The organism is Bacteroides sp. AN502(2024) (genome assembly GCF_041227145.1).
Classification (GTDB): Bacteria; Bacteroidota; Bacteroidia; order Bacteroidales; family Bacteroidaceae; genus Bacteroides.
The window spans coordinates 3,018,815-3,042,647 of record NZ_JBGFSP010000003.1; the positions used below are offsets into that span (position 1 = coordinate 3,018,815).

The 23,833-nt window shown below is 44.3% G+C and carries 17 protein-coding genes and 3 pseudogenes; 6 read left to right on the forward strand and 14 right to left on the reverse strand.

Going from position 1 to position 23,833, the window contains the following annotated elements; all coding sequences use genetic code 11:
• Positions 1-357 precede the first annotated feature (357 nt).
• Positions 358-1,716 carry a transposase gene (locus AB9N12_RS11685; protein WP_369889589.1) on the forward strand — a complete coding sequence of 453 codons (1,359 nt, stop codon included), beginning with the start codon at positions 358-360 and terminating at the stop codon, positions 1,714-1,716.
• 294 nt (positions 1,717-2,010) lie between these two features.
• On the opposite strand, the pseudogene AB9N12_RS11690 reads toward AB9N12_RS11685, so the two are convergent.
• From AB9N12_RS11690 to AB9N12_RS11725, 8 genes and pseudogenes are all read right to left on the reverse strand, one after another.
• Positions 2,011-2,446, reverse strand: a pseudogene (locus AB9N12_RS11690) (DUF6078 family protein).
• Positions 2,447-2,561: 115 nt separating this feature from the next.
• Positions 2,562-4,838: a GH92 family glycosyl hydrolase gene (locus tag AB9N12_RS11695; protein WP_369892873.1), complete on the reverse strand. Its 2,277-nt coding sequence runs from the start codon at positions 4,836-4,838 to the stop codon at positions 2,562-2,564.
• A gap of 44 nt (positions 4,839-4,882) precedes the next feature.
• Positions 4,883-5,893 carry a FecR family protein gene (locus tag AB9N12_RS11700; protein ID WP_369892231.1) on the reverse strand — a complete coding sequence of 337 codons (1,011 nt, stop codon included), beginning with the start codon at positions 5,891-5,893 and terminating at the stop codon, positions 4,883-4,885.
• A gap of 37 nt (positions 5,894-5,930) precedes the next feature.
• Entirely contained in the window at positions 5,931-6,485 is a 555-nt protein-coding gene (locus AB9N12_RS11705; protein WP_369892232.1) for an RNA polymerase sigma-70 factor, read from the reverse strand.
• Positions 6,486-6,514: 29 nt separating this feature from the next.
• Positions 6,515-8,752 (reverse strand): GH92 family glycosyl hydrolase, encoded by a 2,238-nt coding sequence (locus AB9N12_RS11710; protein WP_369892233.1) that lies wholly within the window; start codon positions 8,750-8,752, stop codon positions 6,515-6,517.
• Positions 8,753-9,152: 400 nt separating this feature from the next.
• Positions 9,153-9,362 (reverse strand): annotated as a pseudogene (locus AB9N12_RS11715) (helix-turn-helix domain-containing protein); the annotation flags it as partial.
• Positions 9,363-9,614: 252 nt separating this feature from the next.
• On the reverse strand, positions 9,615-9,998 hold the full coding sequence (locus AB9N12_RS11720; protein WP_369892234.1) for a hypothetical protein: 384 nt from the start codon (positions 9,996-9,998) through the stop codon (positions 9,615-9,617).
• 24 nt (positions 9,999-10,022) lie between these two features.
• Positions 10,023-10,607 carry a hypothetical protein gene (locus AB9N12_RS11725; protein ID WP_369892235.1) on the reverse strand — a complete coding sequence of 195 codons (585 nt, stop codon included), beginning with the start codon at positions 10,605-10,607 and terminating at the stop codon, positions 10,023-10,025.
• A gap of 1,263 nt (positions 10,608-11,870) precedes the next feature.
• Between AB9N12_RS11725 and AB9N12_RS11730 the strand changes: the two are divergent.
• Positions 11,871-12,020 (forward strand): annotated as a pseudogene (locus tag AB9N12_RS11730) (DNA-binding protein); the annotation flags it as partial.
• Between the two features lie 11 nt (positions 12,021-12,031).
• Positions 12,032-12,376: a hypothetical protein gene (locus AB9N12_RS11735; protein WP_369892236.1), complete on the forward strand. Its 345-nt coding sequence runs from the start codon at positions 12,032-12,034 to the stop codon at positions 12,374-12,376.
• 6 nt (positions 12,377-12,382) lie between these two features.
• On the opposite strand, the gene alaS is transcribed toward AB9N12_RS11735, so the two are convergent.
• Positions 12,383-15,001: an alanine--tRNA ligase gene (gene alaS / locus AB9N12_RS11740; protein WP_369892238.1), complete on the reverse strand. Its 2,619-nt coding sequence runs from the start codon at positions 14,999-15,001 to the stop codon at positions 12,383-12,385.
• 169 nt (positions 15,002-15,170) lie between these two features.
• Between alaS and AB9N12_RS11745 the strand changes: the two genes are divergently transcribed.
• Positions 15,171-16,139: a M23 family metallopeptidase gene (locus AB9N12_RS11745; RefSeq protein WP_369892239.1), complete on the forward strand. Its 969-nt coding sequence runs from the start codon at positions 15,171-15,173 to the stop codon at positions 16,137-16,139.
• Positions 16,140-16,159: 20 nt separating this feature from the next.
• Positions 16,160-16,504, forward strand: coding sequence for a MerR family transcriptional regulator (locus tag AB9N12_RS11750; RefSeq protein ID WP_369892240.1), 345 nt, complete (start codon positions 16,160-16,162; stop codon positions 16,502-16,504).
• Positions 16,505-16,507: 3 nt separating this feature from the next.
• On the opposite strand, the gene AB9N12_RS11755 is transcribed toward AB9N12_RS11750, so the two are convergent.
• The 5 genes from AB9N12_RS11755 to AB9N12_RS11775 form a co-directional block, all read right to left on the reverse strand.
• Positions 16,508-18,748: a bifunctional (p)ppGpp synthetase/guanosine-3',5'-bis(diphosphate) 3'-pyrophosphohydrolase gene (locus AB9N12_RS11755; RefSeq protein WP_369892241.1), complete on the reverse strand. Its 2,241-nt coding sequence runs from the start codon at positions 18,746-18,748 to the stop codon at positions 16,508-16,510.
• A gap of 72 nt (positions 18,749-18,820) precedes the next feature.
• The gene (locus tag AB9N12_RS11760; RefSeq protein ID WP_369892242.1) at positions 18,821-20,113 is read right to left on the reverse strand and encodes a transglycosylase SLT domain-containing protein; all 1,293 of its coding nucleotides are present in this window, start codon (positions 20,111-20,113) and stop codon (positions 18,821-18,823) included.
• A 33-nt stretch (positions 20,114-20,146) separates the two neighbouring features.
• Positions 20,147-21,034, reverse strand: a complete 888-nt coding sequence (locus AB9N12_RS11765) for a DUF5683 domain-containing protein (RefSeq protein ID WP_369892243.1) — start codon at positions 21,032-21,034, stop codon at positions 20,147-20,149.
• Positions 21,035-21,925, reverse strand: a complete 891-nt coding sequence (locus AB9N12_RS11770; protein ID WP_369892244.1) for a ParB/RepB/Spo0J family partition protein — start codon at positions 21,923-21,925, stop codon at positions 21,035-21,037. It lies immediately after the preceding gene.
• 11 nt (positions 21,926-21,936) lie between these two features.
• Positions 21,937-22,701: a ParA family protein gene (locus AB9N12_RS11775; protein ID WP_369892245.1), complete on the reverse strand. Its 765-nt coding sequence runs from the start codon at positions 22,699-22,701 to the stop codon at positions 21,937-21,939.
• A 356-nt stretch (positions 22,702-23,057) separates the two neighbouring features.
• On the opposite strand from AB9N12_RS11775, the gene surE reads away from it, so the two are divergent.
• The gene (gene surE / locus AB9N12_RS11780) at positions 23,058-23,825 is read left to right on the forward strand and encodes a 5'/3'-nucleotidase SurE (protein ID WP_369892246.1); all 768 of its coding nucleotides are present in this window, start codon (positions 23,058-23,060) and stop codon (positions 23,823-23,825) included.
• The last annotated feature ends 8 nt before the right edge of the window (positions 23,826-23,833 follow it).

Sequence of the window (23,833 nt, forward strand, 5' to 3'; positions counted from 1 at the left end):
CGTTTTTTTCATAGAGATTTAGATTTAAGGTTAGAAGAATTGTGGAAGTCGTGAGACTTCCCCTTTTTTCATCTTAACGTTTACTATACTTCATTATAGGAATGCAAAAACACAGTTTTTAGTGTTACGATGGATTATTTTGCAGGAGGATGATGTAGGATAAGTAAACCTAAAAAGCCTTCTTCGTGAGAAGAGGCTTTTTATTTTTTTGAATCGGGACATTCATTAAATATTATAAAATGAGCCAACTAATTCATACACAAATTATTGCGAATTAGTTGGCTTTTTAGTATCTTTAGGTATTCCCCCGAAAACAAGGTTTGACGGCCCAAACGGGGGAAATTCCCCAACTAAGATATGGCTAAGATACAAAAAATTTCAGAAATCCACCCAACTTTGGGCTTTACAGAATTTGATATTCTGGAAAAATGCCGCAAGAGTTTTCATGAGAGTGAGCTTGGCAGGCTTCATTCGGTCTTTCCATTTGATCGTATGGCAAAAGCCGCAGGCCTGTCTGAACAACGTTTGGGCCGCAGGAACATATTCAGTCCTTCCGCAAAGATCGCCCTTATGGTCCTGAAGGCATACACCGGATTCTCCGACAGGAAACTGGTGGAACATCTGAACGGGAACATACACTACCAGATGTTCTGTGGCATCATGATCCCCCCGTCCCTTCCCATAACCAACTTCAAGATAGTCAGTGCCATCCGTAATGAGATAGCATCCCGCCTTGACATTGATTCCTTCCAGGAGATCCTGGCTTCACACTGGAAACCTTATCTTGATAACCTTCACGTCTGCATGACCGATGCCACATGCTATGAGAGCCACATGCGTTTTCCTACGGACATGAAACTCCTTTGGGAAAGCATCGAATGGCTCTACAGTCATATATGCCGGCATTGCAGGGATCTGGGCATAAGGCGTCCGCGCAACAAATACAGGAATGTGGCGGAATCCTATCTGTCCTACTGCAAGAAAAGAAAGAGGAGAGCTTCAAGGACAAGAATGCTTAAGCGCCGTATGATCAAGCTTCTTGAAAAGCTCCTCAGTCAAAGGGATGGGCTCCATAGCGAGTACGGTGCTTTACTCCGATATACGCAGGATTACCATAAGCGTCTTTCCATCATCAGAAAGGTGCTTGTACAGGAAAAGGAAATGTTTGAAGGGCGAAAAGTCAGTGACCGCATCATCAGCATCGACCGTCATTATGTACGTCCCATCGTCAGAGGCAAGGAAACCAAGTCCGTCGAGTTCGGTGCAAAGGTCAATAATATACAGATAGACGGCATATCGTTCATCGAACACCTCTCGTTCAAGGCTTTCAATGAGGGGATACGCTTGAAGGACTGTATCCGTATGCAGCAGAAGCTGATGAATGTAAGGGTAAGATGTGTGGCTGCCGATTCCATATATGCCAATAATGCCAACAGAAAGTTCTGTACTAAATATGGGATATCCACATCCTTTGTGCGCAAGGGAAGGGCGGGCAAAGATGAGCCTTTGAGGAAGGTGCTTAGAAGCGAACTCTCAAAAGAAAGGGCCACACGGCTTGAAGGAAGCTTCGGCACTCAAAAGCAACATTACTCGCTCGCAAGGATAAAGGCAAGGAACAAGAAGACGGAAATCCTGTGGATTTTCTTCGGAATACATACAGCAAATGCCATACTGATGATTGACAAGATCAGGAACAGAACGGGGAAAGCTGCATGATATGAGTTTACTGAAAGAATCAGAAGAGGTCAGAAGACTTCTTCCGGAACTTCATGTCTTGTCAGATAAGAGTATATGAGAATATACAGAAAAATGACAATAATAATGGCATATGAAGTGATTATACTCTATCATCTTCATATGCCATGGTATTTGGGGGGAACATTTACTGAATATTCCTAATAATTTGTGCCACTGCGGTGGCACAGTTGTGCCATAGTATTGTCACAGTCGTGCCATCGCAATGGCACAGTTGTGACAATACTATGTCGCCATCATGGCATTTAAAGCTTATTACCAATCATAAGTTTCGATATACTCATCGAACTTAGGGAATTGTACAACACCGCAATGCTTCAGGATATTCAGGACTTGTTGTTGTTCGGCAGGAGAGAGTAAACGTTCACCTTTACGGGCACGGTAATAGGTTCTGCGGTTGAAAAGGCTCATGAGGTGTGCGACTACATTCTCCATTTGTTTATGGGGCAGGTTCTCTAAGATGCCAATGAATCCTTTTGCATAGTAGGCTTTGATATTGGAACGATAATAAGGGTAGTCACCTTTTACGGTAGCTAAACACTTGGGACTAATAATGGTCCAGTGTTCGACTTCTTCCGGCACATGTTGTTCGGCGAGTTGTCTAAGGCATGTGTCGGCTTTTCGGACATTGTCGGTTAAGGCACATCGAGTACTGATAGGGGACTTCTGAGAAGTCAAATTTTTCTTTCATGCTCATGAGTTATTGTTTGGGAGTAAAGATAGTGAAAAAGTAATCAATAGGAGATAAAAACAGTCTGAAAAATATCTTCTTGTTTTTCAGGCTGTTTTATCAGCATAAATAGGTCTTATTTGACTCCCCATCGGGTAGGTTGATCACTCATCTGGATTTCGATCGTTCCACCGTTCACGATATCCTGATGATTGAAGAACGGAGTATCCAGCGGTTTGTTATTCAGCATTACCTTGTCAATGTATTTATTCTTTTTCGTGTTGTTTTTTACTACAATACTAAACTTCTTTCCATCAGGCAGGTTGATTACTGCTTTATCGAAAGCGGGGCGACCGATGGAATACACCGGTTTTCCCGGACATACCTGATAGAATCCCATCGAGTTGAGGACATACCATGCAGACATCTGACCGCAGTCTTCGTTGCCCGACAGACCATCTACGCTGTTGGCATATTGGCTTCGGTAAACGCTGTCTACCAATTCTTGGGTTCTCCACGGACGATTTACGTAATTGTACAGATGGGTCACATGGTGACTGGGCTCGTTGCCGTGTGCGTATTGGCCGATAAGTCCACTGATATCTGATGATGTCGTTTCACCTTCGAGTGATGAATCAGCTGTAAACAGCGAATCCAGTTTTTGAGCAAATGCATCTTCGCCTCCCATCAGATTGACCAATCCTTCTACATCGTGAGGCACAAACCAGGTCCATTGCCATGCCGTTCCTTCACAATAATCATCATTGCGATGAACGGATGCACGTGGATTGAACGGTGTGCGCCATTCGCCTTGAGAGTCGAGTCCGCGCATGAAGCGAGTTGATTTGTCGAAATAGAATTCGTATGCTTTGGCAAAACGCTCGTACTTGGCTTTGGAGTCAAAATCGTTCATTGCCTCTGCGAAAATAGAAATACACCAGTCGTCATACGCATACTCCAAAGCTTTTGCTACGGATTCATTTTCACGGTCGCAAGGAATATAACCAATGGCATTCTTATAATATTTCGCTTTCGGCATCAGATGAGACAGTACCAAATACGGGCATTTGATGCCGGTGGTATCATATTCGGCTGCACGCAGACAGGCTTTATAGGCTTCTTTGGCATCGAAGTCACGGTATCCTTTCATGTAAGCATCCACTATAACGGGGACCGCATGATAGCCGATCATGGTACCGGTATAGTTGGAGGCCAAATCCCACATCGGGTATATTCCGCCTTCCTGTTGCTTCTTTATCAGTGAATGGATGAATTGATTATTCAAATCGGGGTCGATAATTGTCATTAACGGGTGCAGTGCACGGAAAGTGTCCCACAGTGAGAATACGGTATACACCGGATGAGCCGTATCTCCCTGACGCACTTTAAGATCCATTCCCAAATAACGTCCGTCGGCATCACTAAATAGATTCGGACTGATTCCCGTATGATAAAGAGCGGAGTAGAAGATGGTCTTATCTTCCTTGTCGGAAGTGGTAATATCAATTTTCGACAGGTATTGATTCCATGCCTGGCGTGCATCCTTGCGTACTTTATCGAAATCCCATCCGGGAATTTCTGATTCGACATTCTTGCGTGCACCTGCTATATCGACAGCGGAGACGCCTACTTTCACAAGCACTTGTTCGTTCTTCTTCGTATTGAAATGTAACAGAGCTTTGCAGACGGGAAGTCGTTTGCCGTTGTCCATGGTAATAGAATCCGTAATCAATGTATAAGAGAACGGTTTAGAGAATTTGGCATAGAAATTAATATATTGGTCGAAAGCCCAATAAGTCGTTTTCTTATGTCCGCAGATTTCTGTGTCATTGATTACCTCGATTTCCATTTCCGAGTTAGTCTGTCGTTGCAGGCTATAATCCAAATCGATGATAAAACCGGATTCCATATTTTCGGGGAAAGTATAACGGTGAATGGCACCACGTTCAGTTGCCGATATTTCAGCTTTTACCTGATAAGTATCCAGAAAGACGGAATAATATCCGGGCTCTTCCACCTCATTCTCGTGAGAGAAAGAAGAAGCATAGACCAGTGTCTGGCTTTGGGGATCGGTAGTTAGATATCGCTGCTTTCCAACGGTAGGCATCAACAACACATCCCCGTAGTCGCAGCAACCTGTGCCGCTGACGTGTGTATGTGAGAAACCATTGATGGTGGAGTCTGCGTAATAATAACCGGAGCAGGCATCCCAACCGTCCATCCGAGTGTCCGGGCTGGGCTGAATCATGCCGTGGGGAACTACCGCTCCGGGGAACGTATGACCGTGTCCACCGGTACCGATAAAAGGGTTGACATAAACACTATAGTCTTTTACATTCGTGGGGGCTGTGCAGGAGCTATGTGTGAATAAACCTCCTAAACATCCTATTAGTAGGAATGTTTTTAATTTCATGGTATTAATCGTTTTTAATTTTATCATCTTTGTTCTTTATCTCTCTATTTAGGAGAGATAAAGATGTTGTTTCCTACGATTTTATAATCGATAGGTATGGAGTTTTGCAATGATTTCAACACCGATTCGATGGTTGATTTCCTTTTCACTACACCGGAATAGGTTTTGTCTGCTTTCATGTCCGGGGACAAGATAATCTTGACGTCATAGAAACGTTCCAATGTTTTGGTTATTGTGAATATATTCGCTTTTTGGAATGGAATCAGGTTGTTGTGCCATACTGCATCCAACTTGGCGTCTACTTGCTTGACTGTCAGTCGGCCGTTGTTCTTGTTTAATTCGGCGCGTTGACCGGGCGAGAGAATAATTTGTCCTTCTTCTCTGTTGCCTTTTACTTCAATTTCACCTTCAATCAATGTTGCTTCTGCTATTCGGCAATTCCTATCACATTTGAAGTTGAATGTCGTTCCCAGTACACGTACCCGCATCGCATCACTTTGTACGATGAATGGCCTATGTAGGTTGGGGGTCACCTCGAAGTAAGCCTCTCCGTCCAAATAAACGTTACGCTCTTTCTCGGAAAATTCGCGGGGATACTTTAAAGTTGCCGAATGATTCAGCCAGACTTTGGTGCTATCCGGTAAGATGATCTCTTTCACGATGCCTTCATTGGCAACTGATACTAGCATTTGTGGGTCGTTTCCATTTTGATAAAGCCAATATCCGATCCTGCCTCCAATTACACATATAATACCAATCATTGCAGCGTATTTCATCCAACGCTGTATATTTAGTACTGTTTTTCTCCGTTTTCTTTTTTCCTCGTCCAACTTTTTATAAAGCCTTCTTTCCGCACGAAGTATTCGCTGCTCGTTAGCATACTGGTCGAATTTACCGAGATGATAAATTTCTTCCATGCGAAAGAGCTGGCGGGCATTTTCTTCCGATTCCTTCATCCAGGCATTCACCTCGATGAGCTCTTCTTCAGAACATTGATCTGCCAGATATCTGTTTATTATTTCTTCACTCAGATTATTCTTTTTCTTTTCCTTCATATTAATAATACAATTCAGAATACAAAAACACTTATCATTATCTCCATAAAAATAAGAAAAGAATCGTCCAAAAAGGATTGAGACGGTTTCGTAAGTATTTCAAAGCCTTATAGATATGGGCCTCCACGGTGCGGAGGGAAATACCGAGAGCATCGGCTATCTCTTTGTTTTTCATATCGTGCAGGTAGCTTAGCTTGAAAACTTCTTTGCATTTGTCCGGAAGTTCATTAATCGCATCGTGGATTTCTTTGCGGAGTTCCTTGTCTTCAATCCTCCGGATTACTTCATTGTGGTCCGGCTGATAAAACTCTGCACGTCTTTGGTTGATTTCTTCCATAGCGGCACAGTAGCCGTCTTCTACATTACGATGTTTCAAAACGTTGAGGGCACGGGTGTAGATAGCTCGATAGAGATAGGCGTGTATCTGGTCGCCTATCTCAATGTAGTTTTTCCGTCTCCATAGTTCCACAAAGACATCCTGTACCACGTCTTCCGCCTCTTCTTCGCCTATCAGTCGGGTAGCATAGAAGATGAGGCTGGGGTAGTACTTGTGGAATAATGCTTTGTAAGTTACATCGAAGTTCTCATTCATTCTCTCAATCGATATTAGTTCGGATATACTTAAGGTCGTTCTTCCTCAAATGTGACTCTGTTTGCTGGGGGAGTGCTGCCCATCTCGAATTCTACAGTCGCTCCACTCATTATTTGCTCATGGGTGATATACGTTTTCTCATACGGCTGTCCGTTAACCTTGATAGATTGGATATAGATATTTTCTTTATTGACTTCGGGAGCGAGTACGGTAAAGGTTTTCCCATTGGCAAGGTGTAGCTGCATTTGGGGGAAGAGGGGAGTACCTATTTCGTACTTGCCGCTGACCGGATTCACCGGATAGAATCCCATAGCGCTGAATACATACCATGCCGACATCTGTCCGCAATCTTCGTTGCCACAAAGACCGGCCGGTTCGTTCTTATAAAGTTCGTTCATCACTTTGGCCACATATTCTTGCGTGCGGTTTTCCTGTCCTATGGCATTGAACAGGTAAATAACGTGATGGCTCGGTTCATTGCCATGCGCATATTGTCCTATCATGCCTGTGCTGAAGATCGGCAGTTCATCATCTGCTGCCGGATGATAGGTAAACATACTGTCCAGTTTCTCGGCAAAACGGTTTTCACCTCCTACAAGGTCGATCAGTCCGTCAATATCATGCTGTACAGACCAGAAATATTGCCATCCGTTGCTTTCGCAGATGTGCGGGGTATAGTCATCGGCTTTGAAATCGTTGATAAAGCCACCTTTGTCGTCACGTGGCTGCATGAAAGAGGTTTCCGGGTTATAAAGATTCTTATAGTTTTGAGAACGTTTGTAGAATACGTCCGCAATATCTTGTTTGCCCATCTTTTTAGCCATTTCGGCAATGCAGTAATCATCGAAAGCATATTCCAATGTTTTGGATAATGACCAGTTTTCAGCATTGTAGCGATCTGTTACATTGTAAGGGATATATCCTAATTGCTTGTAGAGCCCGATTCCACGGTAATGCTCCAGATTGGCTGTTGCTACACAGGCATCGAGGGCTTTCTCGGCATCAAAGTCACCCATTCCTTTCAGATAAGCATCTACAATGACAGGGACAGCGTGATAGCCGATCATCATGTCTGTTTCACTTCCATAGAAGTTCCATACCGGCAGACGTCCGTTCTGTTCGTAAAAAGCGATGAGAGATTTCACCATGTCGTTCACACGTTCCGGATCGGTGTAGGTAAAGAGGGGATGGGCGGCACGATAGGTGTCCCAAAGGGAGAAAGTACTGTAATTTAGCCAACCGTCGGTCCGGTGCACTTTCTTATCGGGACCGTAGTAAGCTCCGTCTACATCACAGTAAATCGTGGGAGCCATCATCGAATGGTAGAGAGCTGTGTAGAAATTCACCTTATCATTTTCGTTATCCCCTTTTATTTCAATCTTTCCGAGCTGGCGGTTCCAGTTTGCCTTTGTTTCAGCCAGGTATTTATCGAAGTCGTTTTCGGGGACTTCCGTTTGCAGGTTTTTGGCTGCACCTTCCATGCTGACACCGGAAATAGCGGTACTTACCAATATCTGTTCATCCTTTTGAGTGTTGAAGTCGAAGCGGGCGATGACGGCTGTACCGATGCGTTTGTTGTCTTTGATGATAGCGGTAGTGTCCAGCTCTATTTTCTCAAAAGGTTTGGAGAAGCGGGTACGGAAATAGACCTGTTGGTCGCGTGCCCAACCGTCGGAGAAACGATAGCCTTGAATCGTGACGGAGTCTACGACTTCGATATGGGAATCGACGGTGAAATCCCAGTTCATAGCCTTCTTCAGGTTTAGGAAGATGGCCGATTGTGCTTGGGGGAATGTGTAACGCTGAATGCCGCAACGTTCGGTGGCAGTCAGTTCGACGTTGATGTTATAATCCGTCAGGCGTACCTGATAATAACCGGCACGGGCACTTTCGTCTTTATGGGAGAACCTGGAGTGGATGCCAAGCGGAGCTTCCGCTTCCTTGTAAGGGAGGGTGACAGGCATAAAAGAAATGTCGTACAAATCTCCTGCTCCGGTGCCGGAGAGGTGGGTATGGCTGAATCCGGCAATCGTGCTGTCCGGATAGAAATAGCCGGAGATACGGTCCCATCCCGGTAGTCCGTTGTCCGGGCTAAGTTGCACCATTCCGAAAGGAGCTTGTGCACCGGGGTATGTGTTTCCGGTGAAGTCGGTTCCGATAAATGGATTTACGTACAATGTGTAATCTGTTTCGTGCTTCTCTTGTGCAGGGTTACAAGAAATGAGTATGCAGGTTAACAGCAAGCATAGATAAATAGGTGCTTTCATTGCTCTTTAGGTATTAATGATTATTTATTTTATTTCTTTGAAGGATAAGAGAAAGAACTAATCTCATGCAAATGTAGATAAAAACCGCGAGACTTTACACCGGCAAGATAAAGAATCTGTTTTTTCTTTAGAGGAAAGATACGACAAAAAAAAAAATCGGGAATAGGAGAAAAACGGTGAAAGAACACACGGCTCTTTCCGTTTCACTTTCATTTCACTTTCATTTCACTTAAAAATAGGGTCATCATACCCTTGAAACTGTCTAACAGGTATCAGTAATTACAAGTCACCCCTGCCAAAGCATATTCTGGCAGGGGTGAAATCGTTAAAATAGGACTTGTTAGACAGCCTCACGTTCTTTATTTTAGTATATCAGTCGGTTATGTTTCTATGAAAATTTCTCCATCCTCGAGACCTGCGCTCTCCGGACACCCATCAGTTTGCCAAGTTGCTCCTGCGTCAGATTCTTTTCCTTTCTCGCTTGTTTGATTGCCTCGCCAATAAGATAAGACTGCAATTCTGCTTCCATGACGTCACGGCGTGGTGTGCCTTTCTCGCCGACCACACGGTCGAGCATTTCTTCGTGCGTATATAGTTTCATCTTTTCCATATCTTATTTCTTTTTCTTGTTGTGTTACTTGGCTCACATACAAATCGTGAAATATGATTTGCGGTGATATCCCATGCTTTAGAAGCAGTCATACCAATGCCTTTCCCCCTCGGGTGCCACGATGCAAATCCGTTACGGTTTGCACTAACGCACGGCTTTTGCGTACCGTCCGATAATGCAAACCGACTGTCAGTACTAAAATGCAGATTGCCAAGATGAGAAACGAAACGGGGAGCATGGCTTTTTAGAGTGTCATTTATTACATATATCGACCACCGGAACCGTCTTTTCAGATCCGGAATTTGTAGTATACTTATATATTCCTATCTGTTTCGCGCATTTTCCCGATGGTATCTCGATTCTTTGATTGTCATAATATGATTTTCCTTTTTTCGCTACGAACAAGACAATTATACCTGTCGGTAGATCAAATGTCCCATCATACTCATAAGCCAAAGCGTCACCGGAGTCTAATACTTGGAAAACTTCAAATGAATTTTCACTGACGTATTCTCCTGCTTCTTCAAAAGATGTTATTCCTCGATTATCGGAAATTCCCGATGCGATTATTCCTATTAAAAAGGCCAATGCAACTCCACAGATTACACCGGCAATGAATATTCCTATCTTTTTCATGGTTTTCACAATATACGATTATAATTACAAATCATCCATCGCGTCGGACAATATCGCTTTTTGATTGATGCCATCGTAATACGAGAGGATGACAAAGCATTCCATGACGCTTTGATGCGAAAGTTGCAATTCGATGCTTCCCCGTTCGGTCTCAAACTCTGAATAGTATTTGCACCTGTCAAGTCTCAATTCATGTATCTTTTGGTTATCATCTTGAGGGGAAAAGAGGGATTGAAACTCTTCTACACATTCGGATGGCTCTCCGTATTTCTTGGTTAGCATTTGTTTTAAAGACATGTAATTGGATTCAAGCTCCGACCATTTGTCACAGGACGGAAAAACGACACCCACTTTGCAAACCAAATCTCTTTCTTTCGAGGAGACAGCTACTGCCGTACAATTTTTATATCCGGCAAAGTCACCGCTGAACATGGCGGCCCCCTCTTCGGAGCTGATGTAGGTAAATCCCTTTTGTTTCAGTTTGGCTGTAAACTCTTTTAGGGTTCCATCAATGGGAATTCCTTTGAAAGTGAGGTGTTCAATGTTTTCTTGTGCAGGCAGCATAACAGCCGCACACATAAAGGTCAATAATAGAATGATTTTTTTCATTTTCTTGTTTCTAAATAAAAGAAAGGCGTGCAACCATCCGCAACTTGCCTTACTTATGGTTACCGCCAAGTGACCTTACTCGTAACAAGCGCAGAATGGTCCACGCCTTATGAGCGTGAACCTCCAGTCTACTTGTTCTCACGAGTTGAATATATTGGCGGTATTCTAAGTAAGGAGAACAATAGCTAAAAGCTCAATTCAATATGTTCAAGTACGAACAGGAACGCTTTCCGTATGGGTTAATAATGTAATTCAATCTAAAATGCGGCAATGCCCGAAGGCTGCCCGCATCCCAAAGCGTCTGTTTCCTGTCTGTTTTTAATTCATAGGCATTCGTTTTAAAAGGTTAATACTCGAAAATCAAGTGCAAATATAGCAAAAACAGTCAATCGGCATATATTTCAAGACCGATTATTTGAAAAGATTGGTTGCAGAACATGCCCGCAGAAAAATAGTTGCCGGAAAACATCGTCCCCACTCCCTGATGAACCGCCCGAGACGCAAGAAACGCCCGTCGCGCCCTTCAACCCGAGGCAAACCATGCGAGAAACACCGTTCCCGACACCAACCGATCATAAAACAAACCGAAATCGCCCTTCACAAGTCCCAACCGACAATCAGCCATTCAAGAAACGCGGTTCCCAGCCCCAACCAATACTCACGCAAACAAGAAGCACTGTTCCCAGCCCTAACCAACACTTACGCAAACAAGAAACGCGGTTCCCAGCCCCGCCCAACACTCACGCAAACAAGAAACGCGGTTCCCAGCCCCAACCAACACTTACACAAACAAGAAACACTGTTCCCAGCAACATCCGCTTCTCCGGCAAAGAAAAAACGCGGTATCTTGTGCGAATTCGTTCCAAAAGAAGCGGTAATCAGCCGATGATTGTTACATTCGCCCATGAAATACGCCGGATACCTTGTTACCTGTTTCTTTCCGAACGGAAATATGCTAAAAACAGCGTCTCTAACTTGTTTCACCGAGAAAACAATGTGAAAACGCTGTATCTTGTCGCTCCGCCCCGCTGGGCAATGCCTCGAAACCTGTTTCCACCCGTATCAACCCTTAAAAACGAGGAGAAACATGAAAAAAATCTCAACCGTCAGTCTGGAGCACATGAACAACGGCGCACATTTCCTCTACGTGGGCGACATCCTGGCAAGAAAAGATTCTTCCAAGGAAGCATGAGAATCCCCTTCGAACAATGGACAAAATGAGGAAACGCACATCATTATAAACCTTTTACATCCATTACAACTATGGCATTTTACAAGAAAACGAAGAAAAGGATGAACGCGCTGTGGTATCCGCAAGCTGTGAACGGGGGCAAGTCCGTGACAACGGATGAAGTGGCTGACCGATTGGCTCAACTCTCCACCGTGAACCGTACTGATGTGTATGCCGTGCTGCTGCGTATGCCGTGCTGAAGGAACTGGGCGGCGTGATGGGAGGCTCGGTCTCGGCTTCAACCTCGGCGGATAGTGAGAATGATGGTGACTCTACCGGCGGCAGTGGAAACGGTGACGATGGCGACAATTCGTTGGATGGATTTGGAACGAGCCGCTTGAATTTATATATCAAAAAGAGGCTGTCTAACAAGTCCTATTTTAACGATTTCGAGGGTTGTGTCATAATGCCTAAATATAAAGATTTACCCCTGCCACAGATAACTATAGCAGGGGTAATCTCCTCAAAAAGGGAATTTGGATACACCTTCGATTTCTATTTCCTGAGACCTGTCAGACAGCCTCATCCTTTTATCTGATTGCTGTTAGATTCCTGCCAGCTCTATCACTTTTTCAATGGCTGCCTGTAATCCGTCGGCATTCCTACCTCCTGCGGTAGCGAAGTGCGGCTGGCCACCGCCACCACCTTGAATCAGCTTGGCAGCCTCTTTCACCAAGTTGCCGGCTTTCAGACCGGTTGCTACGAGGTTATCGCTCAACATGACTGTCAGCATCGGTTTACCGTTGTCCGTGCTTCCGGCTACGAAGAACAAGTTTTCCGTAATTTCACCACGAAGTTGAAAGGCAATGTTCTTCACCACTTCTGCAGGCAGTGGAGCGCAAACCTTAATAACCTTGACTCCGTTTACTTCCTGTATATTCTTCAACAGTTTTTCTTTTAAGACAGCTTCTTTCTCTTTCATGAAGTCTTCCACCTGTTTCTTCAAACCTGCATTTTCATCGATATACTTGCGGATGGCGATACCCAGGTCGGGAGCATTGTTGAAAAGAGCTTTCAAATCGTTGAACGTGTCTTGAATAGTGTCCAGCATTTCTTCTACTCGTGCTCCGGTGTAAGCCTCGATACGGCGGACACCGGCGGCAACAGAGCTTTCGGAGGCGATTCTCACCATACCGATATTTCCGGTTGCGGCTACGTGCGTACCGCCGCAGAACTCGATGGAAGAACCGAACTGGATGACACGTACCTTGTCGCCATATTTCTCACCAAAGAGGGCGATGGCTCCCAGCTCTTTTGCTTCTTCGATGGGTATATTGCGGTATTCTTTCAAAGGAATATTGGCACGGATCTTGGCATTGACAATGTGCTCTACTTTCCGAATCTCTTCATCGGTCACTTTCTGGAAGTGAGAGAAGTCGAAACGCAAAGAATCCGGTGTAACCAGTGAACCTTTTTGTTCGACATGTTCACCCAGAACTTCGCGCAAGGCAGCATCCAGCAAGTGGGTTGCCGAGTGATTGGCTGCGCAGGCAGCGCGCTTGTCGGTGTCTACACAGGCCATCATAGGAGCTTCCGGATGTTCGGGCAACTTCTTGGTAATATGTATCGGTAGGTTGTTTTCTTTCTTGGTATCGCTCACTTCAATCGTTTCGAATTCGCTTACCAATACGCCGGTATCGCCTATCTGACCGCCACTTTCCGCATAGAACGGAGTGTAGTCGAGTACAATCTGGTACAGTGTCTGGTTCTTTTGTTTGATCTGACGATAGCGGAGGATGGAGGCCTCGTATTCCGTATAATCGTAACCCACGAATTCGGTCGTTCCTTCTTTCAATACAATCCAGTCGCCGGTTTCGATGGCGGCAGCGTTACGAGCGCGTTGCTTCTGCTGTTGCATCTCTTCATTGAACTCCTCAATGTTGACAGTCATTCCGTTTTCACGGAGAATCAGTTCTGTCAAGTCGAGTGGGAAACCGAATGTATCATATAAGGTAAAGGCGTCCTTACCGCTGATTTCGGTTGTTCCGCTGGCTTTGGCATCTTCTATGGTCTTGTCCAGTAAGCGGATACCTGTTTCCAGTGTGCGGAGGAATGATTCTTCTTCCTCCTTGATGACTTTTTCAATCAGTGTCTTTTGTGCAACCAGTTCGGGATAAGCTTCTCCCATGTTATCAATCAATACCGGAAGCAACTTGTACATAAATGCCTGTTTCTGCCCGAGGAAAGTATATCCGTAACGGACAGCGCGGCGGAGGATACGGCGGATCACATAACCTGCCTTGGCGTTGGAAGGCAACTGGCCGTCTGTGATAGAGAACGCAATGGTACGGATGTGGTCGGCAATTACACGCATAGCGATATCCTGCTGCTTGTCTTTTCCGTATGTTGCACCCGACATAGCCGCAATAGCTTTCAGTATAGGCTGGAATACGTCCGTATCATAGTTGGATGTTTTTCCTTGCAAAGCCATACAGAGACGCTCGAATCCCATGCCGGTATCAATCACTTTGGCAGGAAGCGGCTCAAGACTACCATCAGCCTTGCGGTTGTATTGCATGAACACGAGATTCCAGATTTCAATCACCTGTGGATGATCGTGGTTCACGAGGTCGCGACCGGAGATCTTGGCACGTTCTTCGGCAGGACGGAGGTCGATATGGATTTCGGAACAAGGTCCGCAAGGTCCCGTATCACCCATTTCCCAGAAGTTATCGTGTTTGTTACCGTTGATGATGTGGTCTTTCGGCAATAACTGTTCCCAGTAGGAAGCGGCTTCGTCATCGCGGCTCAATCCTTCTTCAGGGCTTCCTTCAAATACGGTTGCGTAAAGATGTTCCGGATTCAGTTTCAAAACATCTACCAGATATTCCCACGCCCAGTTGATCGCTTCTTTCTTGAAGTAATCGCCAAACGACCAGTTGCCGAGCATCTCGAACATGGTGTGGTGGTACGTATCGTGTCCCACTTCTTCCAGGTCATTGTGCTTTCCGCTGACGCGCAAACATTTCTGAGAGTCCGCGACTCTTTGGTATTTTGCCGGGTGGTTGCCCAAAATAATATCTTTAAACTGGTTCATCCCCGCATTTGTAAACATCAAGGTAGGGTCATCTTTTATCACCATCGGAGCCGAGGGAACGATGCGGTGTCCTTTCGACTCAAAGAAATTCTTGAATGAATCTCTGATTTCTTTTGCAGTCAACATATAATGAAGAATTATGAATTATGAATGATGAATTATGGGTTGTGGGATATGAGAGAGGAGGAATCTCCAATAAATCATAAATTACAGCTCATAAATTCGTAAAAACTGTGCAAAGATAACTTGTTTTTATTACTTTTGCCGTATTAACAAGCGAAATATTTCCAAAAAGATGCGCAAAGTATACTACATCTATAATCCACAGACCCAGACTTATGACCGAATTTATCCGACTGTACGGCAGCGTGCGCTTAGTATTCTGCGCCGGCTTTTCTATGGAATGGGGTTGGGAGCAGGGTGCTTTATTGTGTTGTTATTGATTTTTGGCTCTCCGTCGGAGAAAGAGTTAAGGATTGAGAATAGTCGTCTTTTGGCTCAGTATAATGTGCTTTCCCGCCGTTTGGACGATGCGATGGGGGTACTTCAGGATATCCAGCAGCGTGACGATAATTTATACCGGGTGATTTTGCAGGCTGATCCTGTCTCTCCGGCTATCCGCCAGGCCGGTTACGGAGGAACGAACCGTTATGAAGAACTGATGGATTTGGCGAATGCAAAACTGGTAGTTAATACGACTCAAAAACTGGACGTACTCTCCAAGAGGCTATATATTCAGTCGAAATCTTTTGACGATGTGATTGATATGTGCAAGAACCATGATGAGATGTTGAAATGTATTCCGGCCATTCAGCCCATCTCAAATAAAGATCTTCGGCAGACGGCATCCGGCTATGGCACACGTATTGATCCAATCTACGGTACGGCAAAGTTTCATGCCGGTATGGACTTCTCCGCTCATCCGGGAACAGATGTCTATGCTACCGGAAATGGGACAGTGGTGAAAGTGGGATGGGAAACCGGATATGGGAATACCATCGAAATCGATCATGGCTTCGGGTATCTCACCCGGTATGCTCACTTGCAGGGATTTAATACGAAAGTCGGAAAGAAAGTGGTACGTGGTGAGATTATCGGAAAGGTAGGCAGTACAGGAAAGAGTACCGGTCCGCATTTGCATTATGAGGTGCATGTAAAGGGGAAGGTCGTGAATCCGGTCAATTATTATTTCATGGATTTGAGTGCCGAAGATTACGAGAGGATGATTCAGCTGGCAGCTAATCATGGTAAAGTATTCGATTGAAATTTTAAGACTGGAGTGTTATGTTGAATACGGATAAGGAATTAAAGCTATATTATTCAATAGGAGAGGTGGCCGATATGTTCGGAGTTAATCCTTCATTGCTCCGTTTTTGGGAAAAGGAATTCCCGCAAATCTCGCCTAAAACGGCAGGGAGAGGAATACGCCAGTATCGTAAGGAGGATGTAGAAACGATCGGGCTTATCTATCATCTGGTCAAAGAGAAAGGCATGACACTTACCGGTGCCCGGCAGCGTTTGAAGGATCATAAAGAGGCTACGGTTCATAATTATGAAATCGTTCATAAGCTGAAAGCGATAAAAGAAGAGCTTTTGGCCATCAAACGCGAACTGGATGGAAGAGAATAAATGTTATTCTTCTACACGGCTCACCTGTTTGATATTCTGTATTTTCTTCAGATTATTGCAGATGGTTTTCACATCATCCACATCGTGTACCCACAACTGAATTTTCCCTTCAAAGATGCCATCTTCGGTTTCGATGGTCAGCTTACGGATATTTACGTTGAGCTGTCTGGAGATAACCTGGGTGACTTCATTCAAAAGTCCCATACTGTCTATACCTTTTATATATATATATACCAGGAAAGAAAGTTCTTTGTGTGTATCCCATTCGGTCGCTAATATACGGTTGCCATAACTGCTCTTCAATTTGGCTGCAACAGGGCATTGACGCTTGTGAATAATAATCCGGTCATTTTCATCCACATATCCCAATACATCATCACCGGGAATAGGATGGCAACATTCGGCCATGATATATTTCTTCTGCAAACTTTCTTCCGTCAGTTTGAGCACCTCTTTGGGGTTGATTTTTTCTTTTTCCTGCTGTTCTTTCTCTTCCTGCTTCTCTTTGCTATTGCCGAAAGAGAAAGTCAGATATTTCTTCCAGTTACTGCTTTGCTTTTCTTTCAGTTCATTCTTTTCCGCTTCTCCCAGAATGATGGCTTTACTACCGATGGCAGCCAACAGTTCCTCTGCATTCTTGGCATTATGCAGTTTACGTAGCTTTTCAATAACGGCTTCTTCCGGACGGATTTCCTCCTTTTTCAGAAACTCACTGAGGATTTCTTCCCCTCTCTTCTGATTTACTTTACGCTCTTTGCGGAGAATGGATGCTATCTTGGCGCGGGCACGGGCAGTGGTTGCAAAAGCTTCCCATTGCGGTTGTACGCGTTGTGATTTGGAAGTCAGGATTTCAACCTGGTCGCCACTTTGCAGTTTATGGCTCAATGGTACTAATTTATGGTTGACTTGGGCGCCGATGCAATGGCTGCCGATATCCGTATGCAGGGAAAAAGCGAAGTCGAGAGCCGTGGAGTTCTGCGGCATGGTCTTCAGTTCGCCTTTAGGAGTGAACACGAATATTTCAGAAGCAAATAAATTGAGCTTGATCGTATCCAGGAAATCGATGGCATCCGGTTGCGGATCATCTAGGATCTCCTTGATGGTTTTCAACCATTTTTCCAATTCTCCTTCGTCCTCGCTGCCTCCTCCTTCTTTATATTTCCAGTGGGCGGCGAAGCCTTGTTCGGCAACATCATTCATCCGTTCGCTGCGTATCTGGACTTCGATCCATTGTCCGTTGTTGCCCATTAGAGTGACGTGCAATGCTTGATAACCGTTTGCCTTGGGATGGCTGACCCAGTCGCGCAGACGGTCGGGATGAGGCTTGTATATTTTGGAAATGGAAACATAAATATCGAAACAGTTGTTGAGCTCTTCTTCTACGTTGCGTGGCTCGAAAATGATCCGAACGGCTAGTAAATCATATATTTCTTCGAAAGGAACATGCTTGGTCTGCATCTTGTTCCAGATGGAATAGATTGATTTTACACGGGCAAGTATCCGGTATTTCAGTTCCATCTTATCAAGCTGTGTGCGGATAGGAGCTGTGAAATCGTTGAAAACTTTGTCGCGTTCGGCGGCTGTGGCATTCAGCTTCTTTTCTATTTCCGCATATTCTTCGGGATGCTCGTATTTAAAGCTTAAATTCTCAAGCTCTGTTTTTATTTTGTAGAGTCCGAGGCGGTTGGCTAACGGTGCATAGATATAAAGGGTCTCTCCTGCAATCTTATATTGTTTGTTGGGCAACATGGAGCCAAGGGTGCGCATATTGTGCAGGCGGTCAGCTATTTTGATAAGGATGACTCGGATGTCGTTCGACATGGTAAGCAGTAACTTCTTGAAGTTTTCTGCTTGTGCTGAAGCCCGGTCACCGAAGATTCCGCCGGATATCTTGGTTAGTCCGTCCACAATCTGGGCAATCTTCGGGCCAAAGATGTTTTCTATGTCTTCTACTGTGTAATCAGTGTCCTCTACTACATCGTGTAGCAGGGCTGCACAAATAGAGGTGGAGCCAAGACCGATTTCATTACATACAATACTTGCAACGGCAATCGGGTGCATAATGTAAGGTTCGCCCGAACGGCGTTTGATACCTTTATGCGCCTGGTTGGCGAAGTTGAAAGCCTTCGTTATGATTTCAACTTTCTTGCGATGCTTAGTATTGAGATAATCATTCAGTAGCTTGTGGAACGCCTGATTGATCATCTCTTCATCAGCTATTTCTTTGGGGGGCAGATTATCCATAATTGTTATCCTTTCACTTGCTTGACTCTGCAAAAATAAGCAAATTTCCGAACGATGCAAGTAGGAAGCTGTTTATTTGTATATTTTCAATCGTTTTCCTGCTGAAATTTTAGTGCCGGACATCCCATTCCACCTTTGTATATCCTTAATTCTGACACCATATCTTCTGGCGATAGTGGATAAAGTGTCTCCACTTTTTATTGTATAATAGGTCAATTTCCCTTTACCGGCAACTGCTGTTGTTCTGCGGGTTGCTGGTGTAATATCTTTTACTGCAATCGTTTTCCGATTACGGAACAACTCATCGGCACGATGTGCATAGATCGTATCTTGCTTATCGATAAAGATGCTGATCGCATCGATGGGAAGTCTTAAAGTATAAGGCTTGCTGTCACCCGGAATGATTTGCTTCTTATATTGAGGATTCAAACTCTTGATTTGATCTAAAGGTACACTACAAAGGTCGGCGATTTGTTCAAAGTGCAGGTTCTTGTTTACTTGCACTGTGTCGGTACTTGCCGGAATATTGGTTTCCATCGGGCAGATATTGTGATCGCAGTAATAAGTCATCACGTAGTTGGCAGCAATAAAGGCTGGTACGTAGCCACGCGTTTCTTTAGGCAGGTAATTGTAGATTTTCCAGTAGTCTGTTTCGCCATTGGCGCGACGGATTGCCTTATTGATCGTACCGGGACCGCAGTTATAAGCAGCAATCACCAGATTCCAGTCTCCATAGATATCATACATTTCTTTGAGATAGCGTGCGGCAGCCCAAGTTGCTTTAATCGGGTCACGACGTTCGTCTACCAGGCTGTTTGACTCTAAACCATAGATCTTACCCGTGCCAATCATAAATTGCCACAGACCGGAAGCACCTGCACGTGATACGGCTGATGGGTTCAATGCGGATTCGATAATCGGCAGATATTTTAGCTCCAATGGAAGTCCGTATGCATCCAATGCTTCTTCAAAGATCGGCATATAGAAGTTGCAGGCACTTAGCATAAAAGAAACCTGATTGCGCAAGCGTCCTGCATACATGTCGATGAATTTGCGGATAATATCATTATAAGGCATTTCCATGACAGCCGGGATACGTGACAAGCGGTCTATATAGACAGAGTCACTGAATAACGGATTGATTTCGGCCGTACTGCAATCTTTGCCTAAATCAACATAATTTTTGGCTTTCCAGTCATTCAACAGACTGTCAAGTGGATATGTCATACTTTTAGGTAAGTCGATGCTTTCTTTGCGTTCAGTTCCATTTTCACGAATCACCACATCTACACTTTGCGCTTTTACCTGGGAGGTTATCGCCAGTAAAAGAAAAATAATCCAACAATAGCTAACTAATTTTTTCATGCTTCAATAATAAGATCAATCTAAATTGTGTTTTTAAAATCGTAATACGCATTGCAGACCAACCGACTTGCTTTTTAAACTGTTGGAGCGGAACAGGTTGTTATTATCGATAACGGCCGGTTCTACTTTCATACTCAAGTCGGGGGTTATATCGAAGTTGGACAACTCTGCATCTACATAAGCGTCGATAATAGAGATCAGGTAAACTCCGATAAAAGCAAATATACTAAGGTCCCGATAACGACGGAACATATCTTTTCTTCGTTTTAGTGTGTTTTTCAGCTGTTCCTCATTATACGTGGAGTTGGGGGGCAACAAATCTTCGTAGCTTTTCGTATTCGGATTGCTGTCCATGATGTCCAGATAGGCTTGTGAATAGTCTTTGTACATCTTACCGTTCCAGCTTAAGGCGTAAGCACAACCGGCAAATCCTCCGTATATAATAGGTAATTTCCAGTATTTACGATTGTAAATCTGTCCTCCGCCGGGGAATACGACAGCCAGCCAAGTGGCTTTGGTCGGATTCGGGATAAATATCTTCTTGTTCAGATCTTGGGCGGTTGGCGGTATACTGTCGGTCTTTACAATAATCGATGCCGGCTGTTCTATCTTTTTCAGCTCTTTCTTATTGGCTGCATCCAGACTGTCTGCTATTTGTATCTTGGCAGCTGATAAACTATCGATGGCCGGAAGCTCTTTGGAGGGTATAATCCGGATAGGATCCTTCTGGGTCGAATCCGGTGTAACTACCTCACGATGCCTTCGTGCACGGGCTTTCGGTGCTTCACGTTGTATGATTGTTGTGTCTTTCCGTACCGGAGTAACAGTGGACTGTGCATACACATCAATCCCTGCCACCTGTAAAAAACAGAGAAGCAGGGTGCTGACCAGTAACTTATATTTCTTACTTTTTCTTGTCATTTACTTCTTTAGCGTATCGAAGATTTCCATGATACGTTCCAATTCCTCCTCGTTACCGAAAGGGATACTGATCTTTCCTTTTCCCTTTTCAGAGCAGGTAAGTTGTACCTTGGTATTGAAAAAGCCAGAGAGTTGTTGTTTCAATAAGTTGAACTCTTCAGGAAGTTTGGCACGTTTGGGTGTTATTTTCCGGGTGCCGCTTTTCACAGCTTCTCCTTCACTTAATGATTTAACAATTTCTTCTACTTTGCGGACTGAATATCCGTGCTCTTGTATTTCTTCGAATATTTTAACTTGTAGTTTAGGGTCGCCTAATGAAATCAGCGCACGGGCATGTCCCATGTCCAGCTGCTTGTTTTGCAGGGCCATCTGTATTGGAGCCGGCAATTTCAGTAAGCGCAGGTAGTTGGCGATCGTCGTTCTTTTCTTTCCGATACGTTCGCTAAGACGTTCCTGCGTCAGTTCATACTGATCGAGCAGATGTTGGTAGGCAAGTGCGATTTCTACGGCATTCAGGTCTTCGCGCTGGATATTTTCAATCAGCGCCATTTCCATCATGTTTTCGTCGTCGGCGGTGCGTATATAAGCAGGGATGGTTTTCAAGCCTGCTCTTTGTGAAGCGCGATAACGACGTTCTCCCGCGATGATCTGATATTCATCGTCTGAGAGTTTGCGTAGAGTAATAGGTTGGATGATACCGATTTCAGCAATGGAATCAGCCAGTTCCTGCAACGCTGTTTCGTCAAACTCACGGCGGGGCTGGTTCGGATTGATAGTAATCTTTGCCAGCTCTATTTCATTAATGGAAGAAGACCCTTCGGTTTTCACATCATCCATTGAGAGCAAGGCGTCGAGACCGCGTCCTAATGCATTTCTTTTTTGTGTTGCCATATCTTCTTCTTTTATTTATTTCGGTTGATAATCTCTTTAGCAAGAGCCAGGTGGTTCTTGGCACCGGTAGATTCCGCATCGTAAAGGATGGTTGGGACACCGTAGCTGGGAGCCTCGCTCAATTTTACATTTCGTTGAATAACGGTGTTGAACACCAGTTCCTGAAAATGACGTTTCACTTCATCATAGATCTGATTTGCCTGACGCAGACGGGAGTCATACATCGTCAGCAGAAAACCTTCGATCTCTAAAGCCGGATTCAGTTTCGATTTGATGATTTTGATGGTATTCAACAATTTGCTGATACCTTCAAGAGCGAAATATTCGGCTTGGACAGGGATAATCACCGAATCTGCCGCCGTTAGGGCATTGATCGTGATTAGTCCTAATGAAGGAGAACAATCTATCAAGATATAGTCATATTCTTTCTTCAGAGGGGTGAGTACTTCTTTTAGTATCTTTTCTCGGTTTGGAAGGTTTAGCATTTCAATCTCTGCCCCTACGAGATTAATGTGTGAAGAGATCACTTTCAAAGAATCAATCTCCGTGTTAAGAATAGCGTCCTGTACGTTGGCTCTGTCAATAATACACTCATAGATAGTGCATTTCGACTGCTTGATGTCTACTCCCAGACCGGAAGAGGCATTAGCTTGCGGGTCGGCATCTATCACGAGTACCTTTTTTTCCAGTGTAGCAAGTGAAGCTGCGAGGTTAATCGTAGTCGTTGTTTTTCCTACACCACCTTTTTGATTGGCCAAAGCAATAATTTTTCCCATATTCTCTAAATTTATTGGCAGCGAAATAAGTGATAAATCCTTAGAGCGCCTACGAAAAAAGAGAAACTTTGCAAATTCTGTTGATAAGTCGCCTGTTTTGTTAATAACTGTCGGACGAAACGGTTATAAAACTTCAACTGGTTCATCATCTATTTTTCTCTTTTAATGAGTTTGCAAATATACACATTTATATTGGATATCTATTTCTTTTTTTGCTCGCTTGCAGAAGATTAAGATTTGTAAACGGGTGGAAGTGGGGGAGGAGAGAGTTTTCGATCTGATGTAGGGAGGTGTTTGGCGATACGGCTTCTTTTTGCTACTTTTGTGCGAATATAAAAAAGGAAAGGATTGAATATATGGAAAATGAAAAGCCGTTGATACTTGTTTCAAACGATGATGGTGTGATGGCTAAAGGGATTAATGAACTGGTGAAGTTTCTTCGTCCCTTGGGAGATATTGTAGTAATGGCACCTGATGCTCCGCGTTCGGGCAGTGGTTGTGCACTGACGGTGACGCAACCTGTTCATTACCGGTTGGTAAAGAAAGAAGTGGGTTTGACTGTTTATAAATGTTCGGGAACGCCTACCGATTGCATCAAATTGGCACGGAATATTGTGCTCGACCGGATACCGGATTTAGTTGTCGGTGGTATCAACCATGGAGATAATTCCGCTACTAACGTGCATTATTCCGGCACAATGGGAGTGGTGTTCGAAGGTTGTTTGAATGGAATCCCTTCCATAGGCTTCTCTTTGTGCAATCATGAACCCGATGCTGATTTTGAAGCTGCCGGGCCTTATATTCGTAGTATTGCCTCCATGATACTGGATAAAGGACTTCCTCCTTTGACCTGTCTGAACGTAAACTTTCCGGATACAGCTGATATCAAAGGTATCAAAATCTGTGAACAGGCAAAAGGCCGTTGGACGAACGAATGGGCCGTCTGCCCCCGTCCGAATGATCCGAATTATTTCTGGTTGACCGGTGAATTTATCGATCACGAACTTGAAAATGAGAAGAACGATCATTGGGCTTTGGCAAATGGTTATGTCGCTATTACTCCGACTACGGTTGATGTGACAGCTTATTACTTTATGGATGAACTTAATAAATGGTTTAGTTAACCATTCAC

Excerpts from the sequence above, each read along its gene's own strand:
- AB9N12_RS11685 (WP_369889589.1), top strand. The coding sequence starts at position 358 with ATGGCTAAGATACAAAAAATTTCAGAAATCCACCCAACTTTGGGCTTT.
- AB9N12_RS11695 (WP_369892873.1), bottom strand. The coding sequence starts at position 4,838 with ATGAAATTAAAAACATTCCTACTAATAGGATGTTTAGGAGGTTTATTC.
- AB9N12_RS11700 (WP_369892231.1), bottom strand. The coding sequence starts at position 5,893 with ATGAAGGAAAAGAAAAAGAATAATCTGAGTGAAGAAATAATAAACAGA.
- AB9N12_RS11705 (WP_369892232.1), bottom strand. The coding sequence starts at position 6,485 with ATGAATGAGAACTTCGATGTAACTTACAAAGCATTATTCCACAAGTAC.
- AB9N12_RS11710 (WP_369892233.1), bottom strand. The coding sequence starts at position 8,752 with ATGAAAGCACCTATTTATCTATGCTTGCTGTTAACCTGCATACTCATT.
- AB9N12_RS11720 (WP_369892234.1), bottom strand. The coding sequence starts at position 9,998 with ATGAAAAAGATAGGAATATTCATTGCCGGTGTAATCTGTGGAGTTGCA.
- AB9N12_RS11725 (WP_369892235.1), bottom strand. The coding sequence starts at position 10,607 with ATGAAAAAAATCATTCTATTATTGACCTTTATGTGTGCGGCTGTTATG.
- alaS (WP_369892238.1), bottom strand. The coding sequence starts at position 15,001 with ATGTTGACTGCAAAAGAAATCAGAGATTCATTCAAGAATTTCTTTGAG.
- AB9N12_RS11745 (WP_369892239.1), top strand. The coding sequence starts at position 15,171 with ATGCGCAAAGTATACTACATCTATAATCCACAGACCCAGACTTATGAC.
- AB9N12_RS11750 (WP_369892240.1), top strand. The coding sequence starts at position 16,160 with ATGTTGAATACGGATAAGGAATTAAAGCTATATTATTCAATAGGAGAG.
- AB9N12_RS11755 (WP_369892241.1), bottom strand. The coding sequence starts at position 18,748 with ATGGATAATCTGCCCCCCAAAGAAATAGCTGATGAAGAGATGATCAAT.
- AB9N12_RS11760 (WP_369892242.1), bottom strand. The coding sequence starts at position 20,113 with ATGAAAAAATTAGTTAGCTATTGTTGGATTATTTTTCTTTTACTGGCG.
- AB9N12_RS11765 (WP_369892243.1), bottom strand. The coding sequence starts at position 21,034 with ATGACAAGAAAAAGTAAGAAATATAAGTTACTGGTCAGCACCCTGCTT.
- AB9N12_RS11770 (WP_369892244.1), bottom strand. The coding sequence starts at position 21,925 with ATGGCAACACAAAAAAGAAATGCATTAGGACGCGGTCTCGACGCCTTG.
- AB9N12_RS11775 (WP_369892245.1), bottom strand. The coding sequence starts at position 22,701 with ATGGGAAAAATTATTGCTTTGGCCAATCAAAAAGGTGGTGTAGGAAAA.
- surE (WP_369892246.1), top strand. The coding sequence starts at position 23,058 with ATGGAAAATGAAAAGCCGTTGATACTTGTTTCAAACGATGATGGTGTG.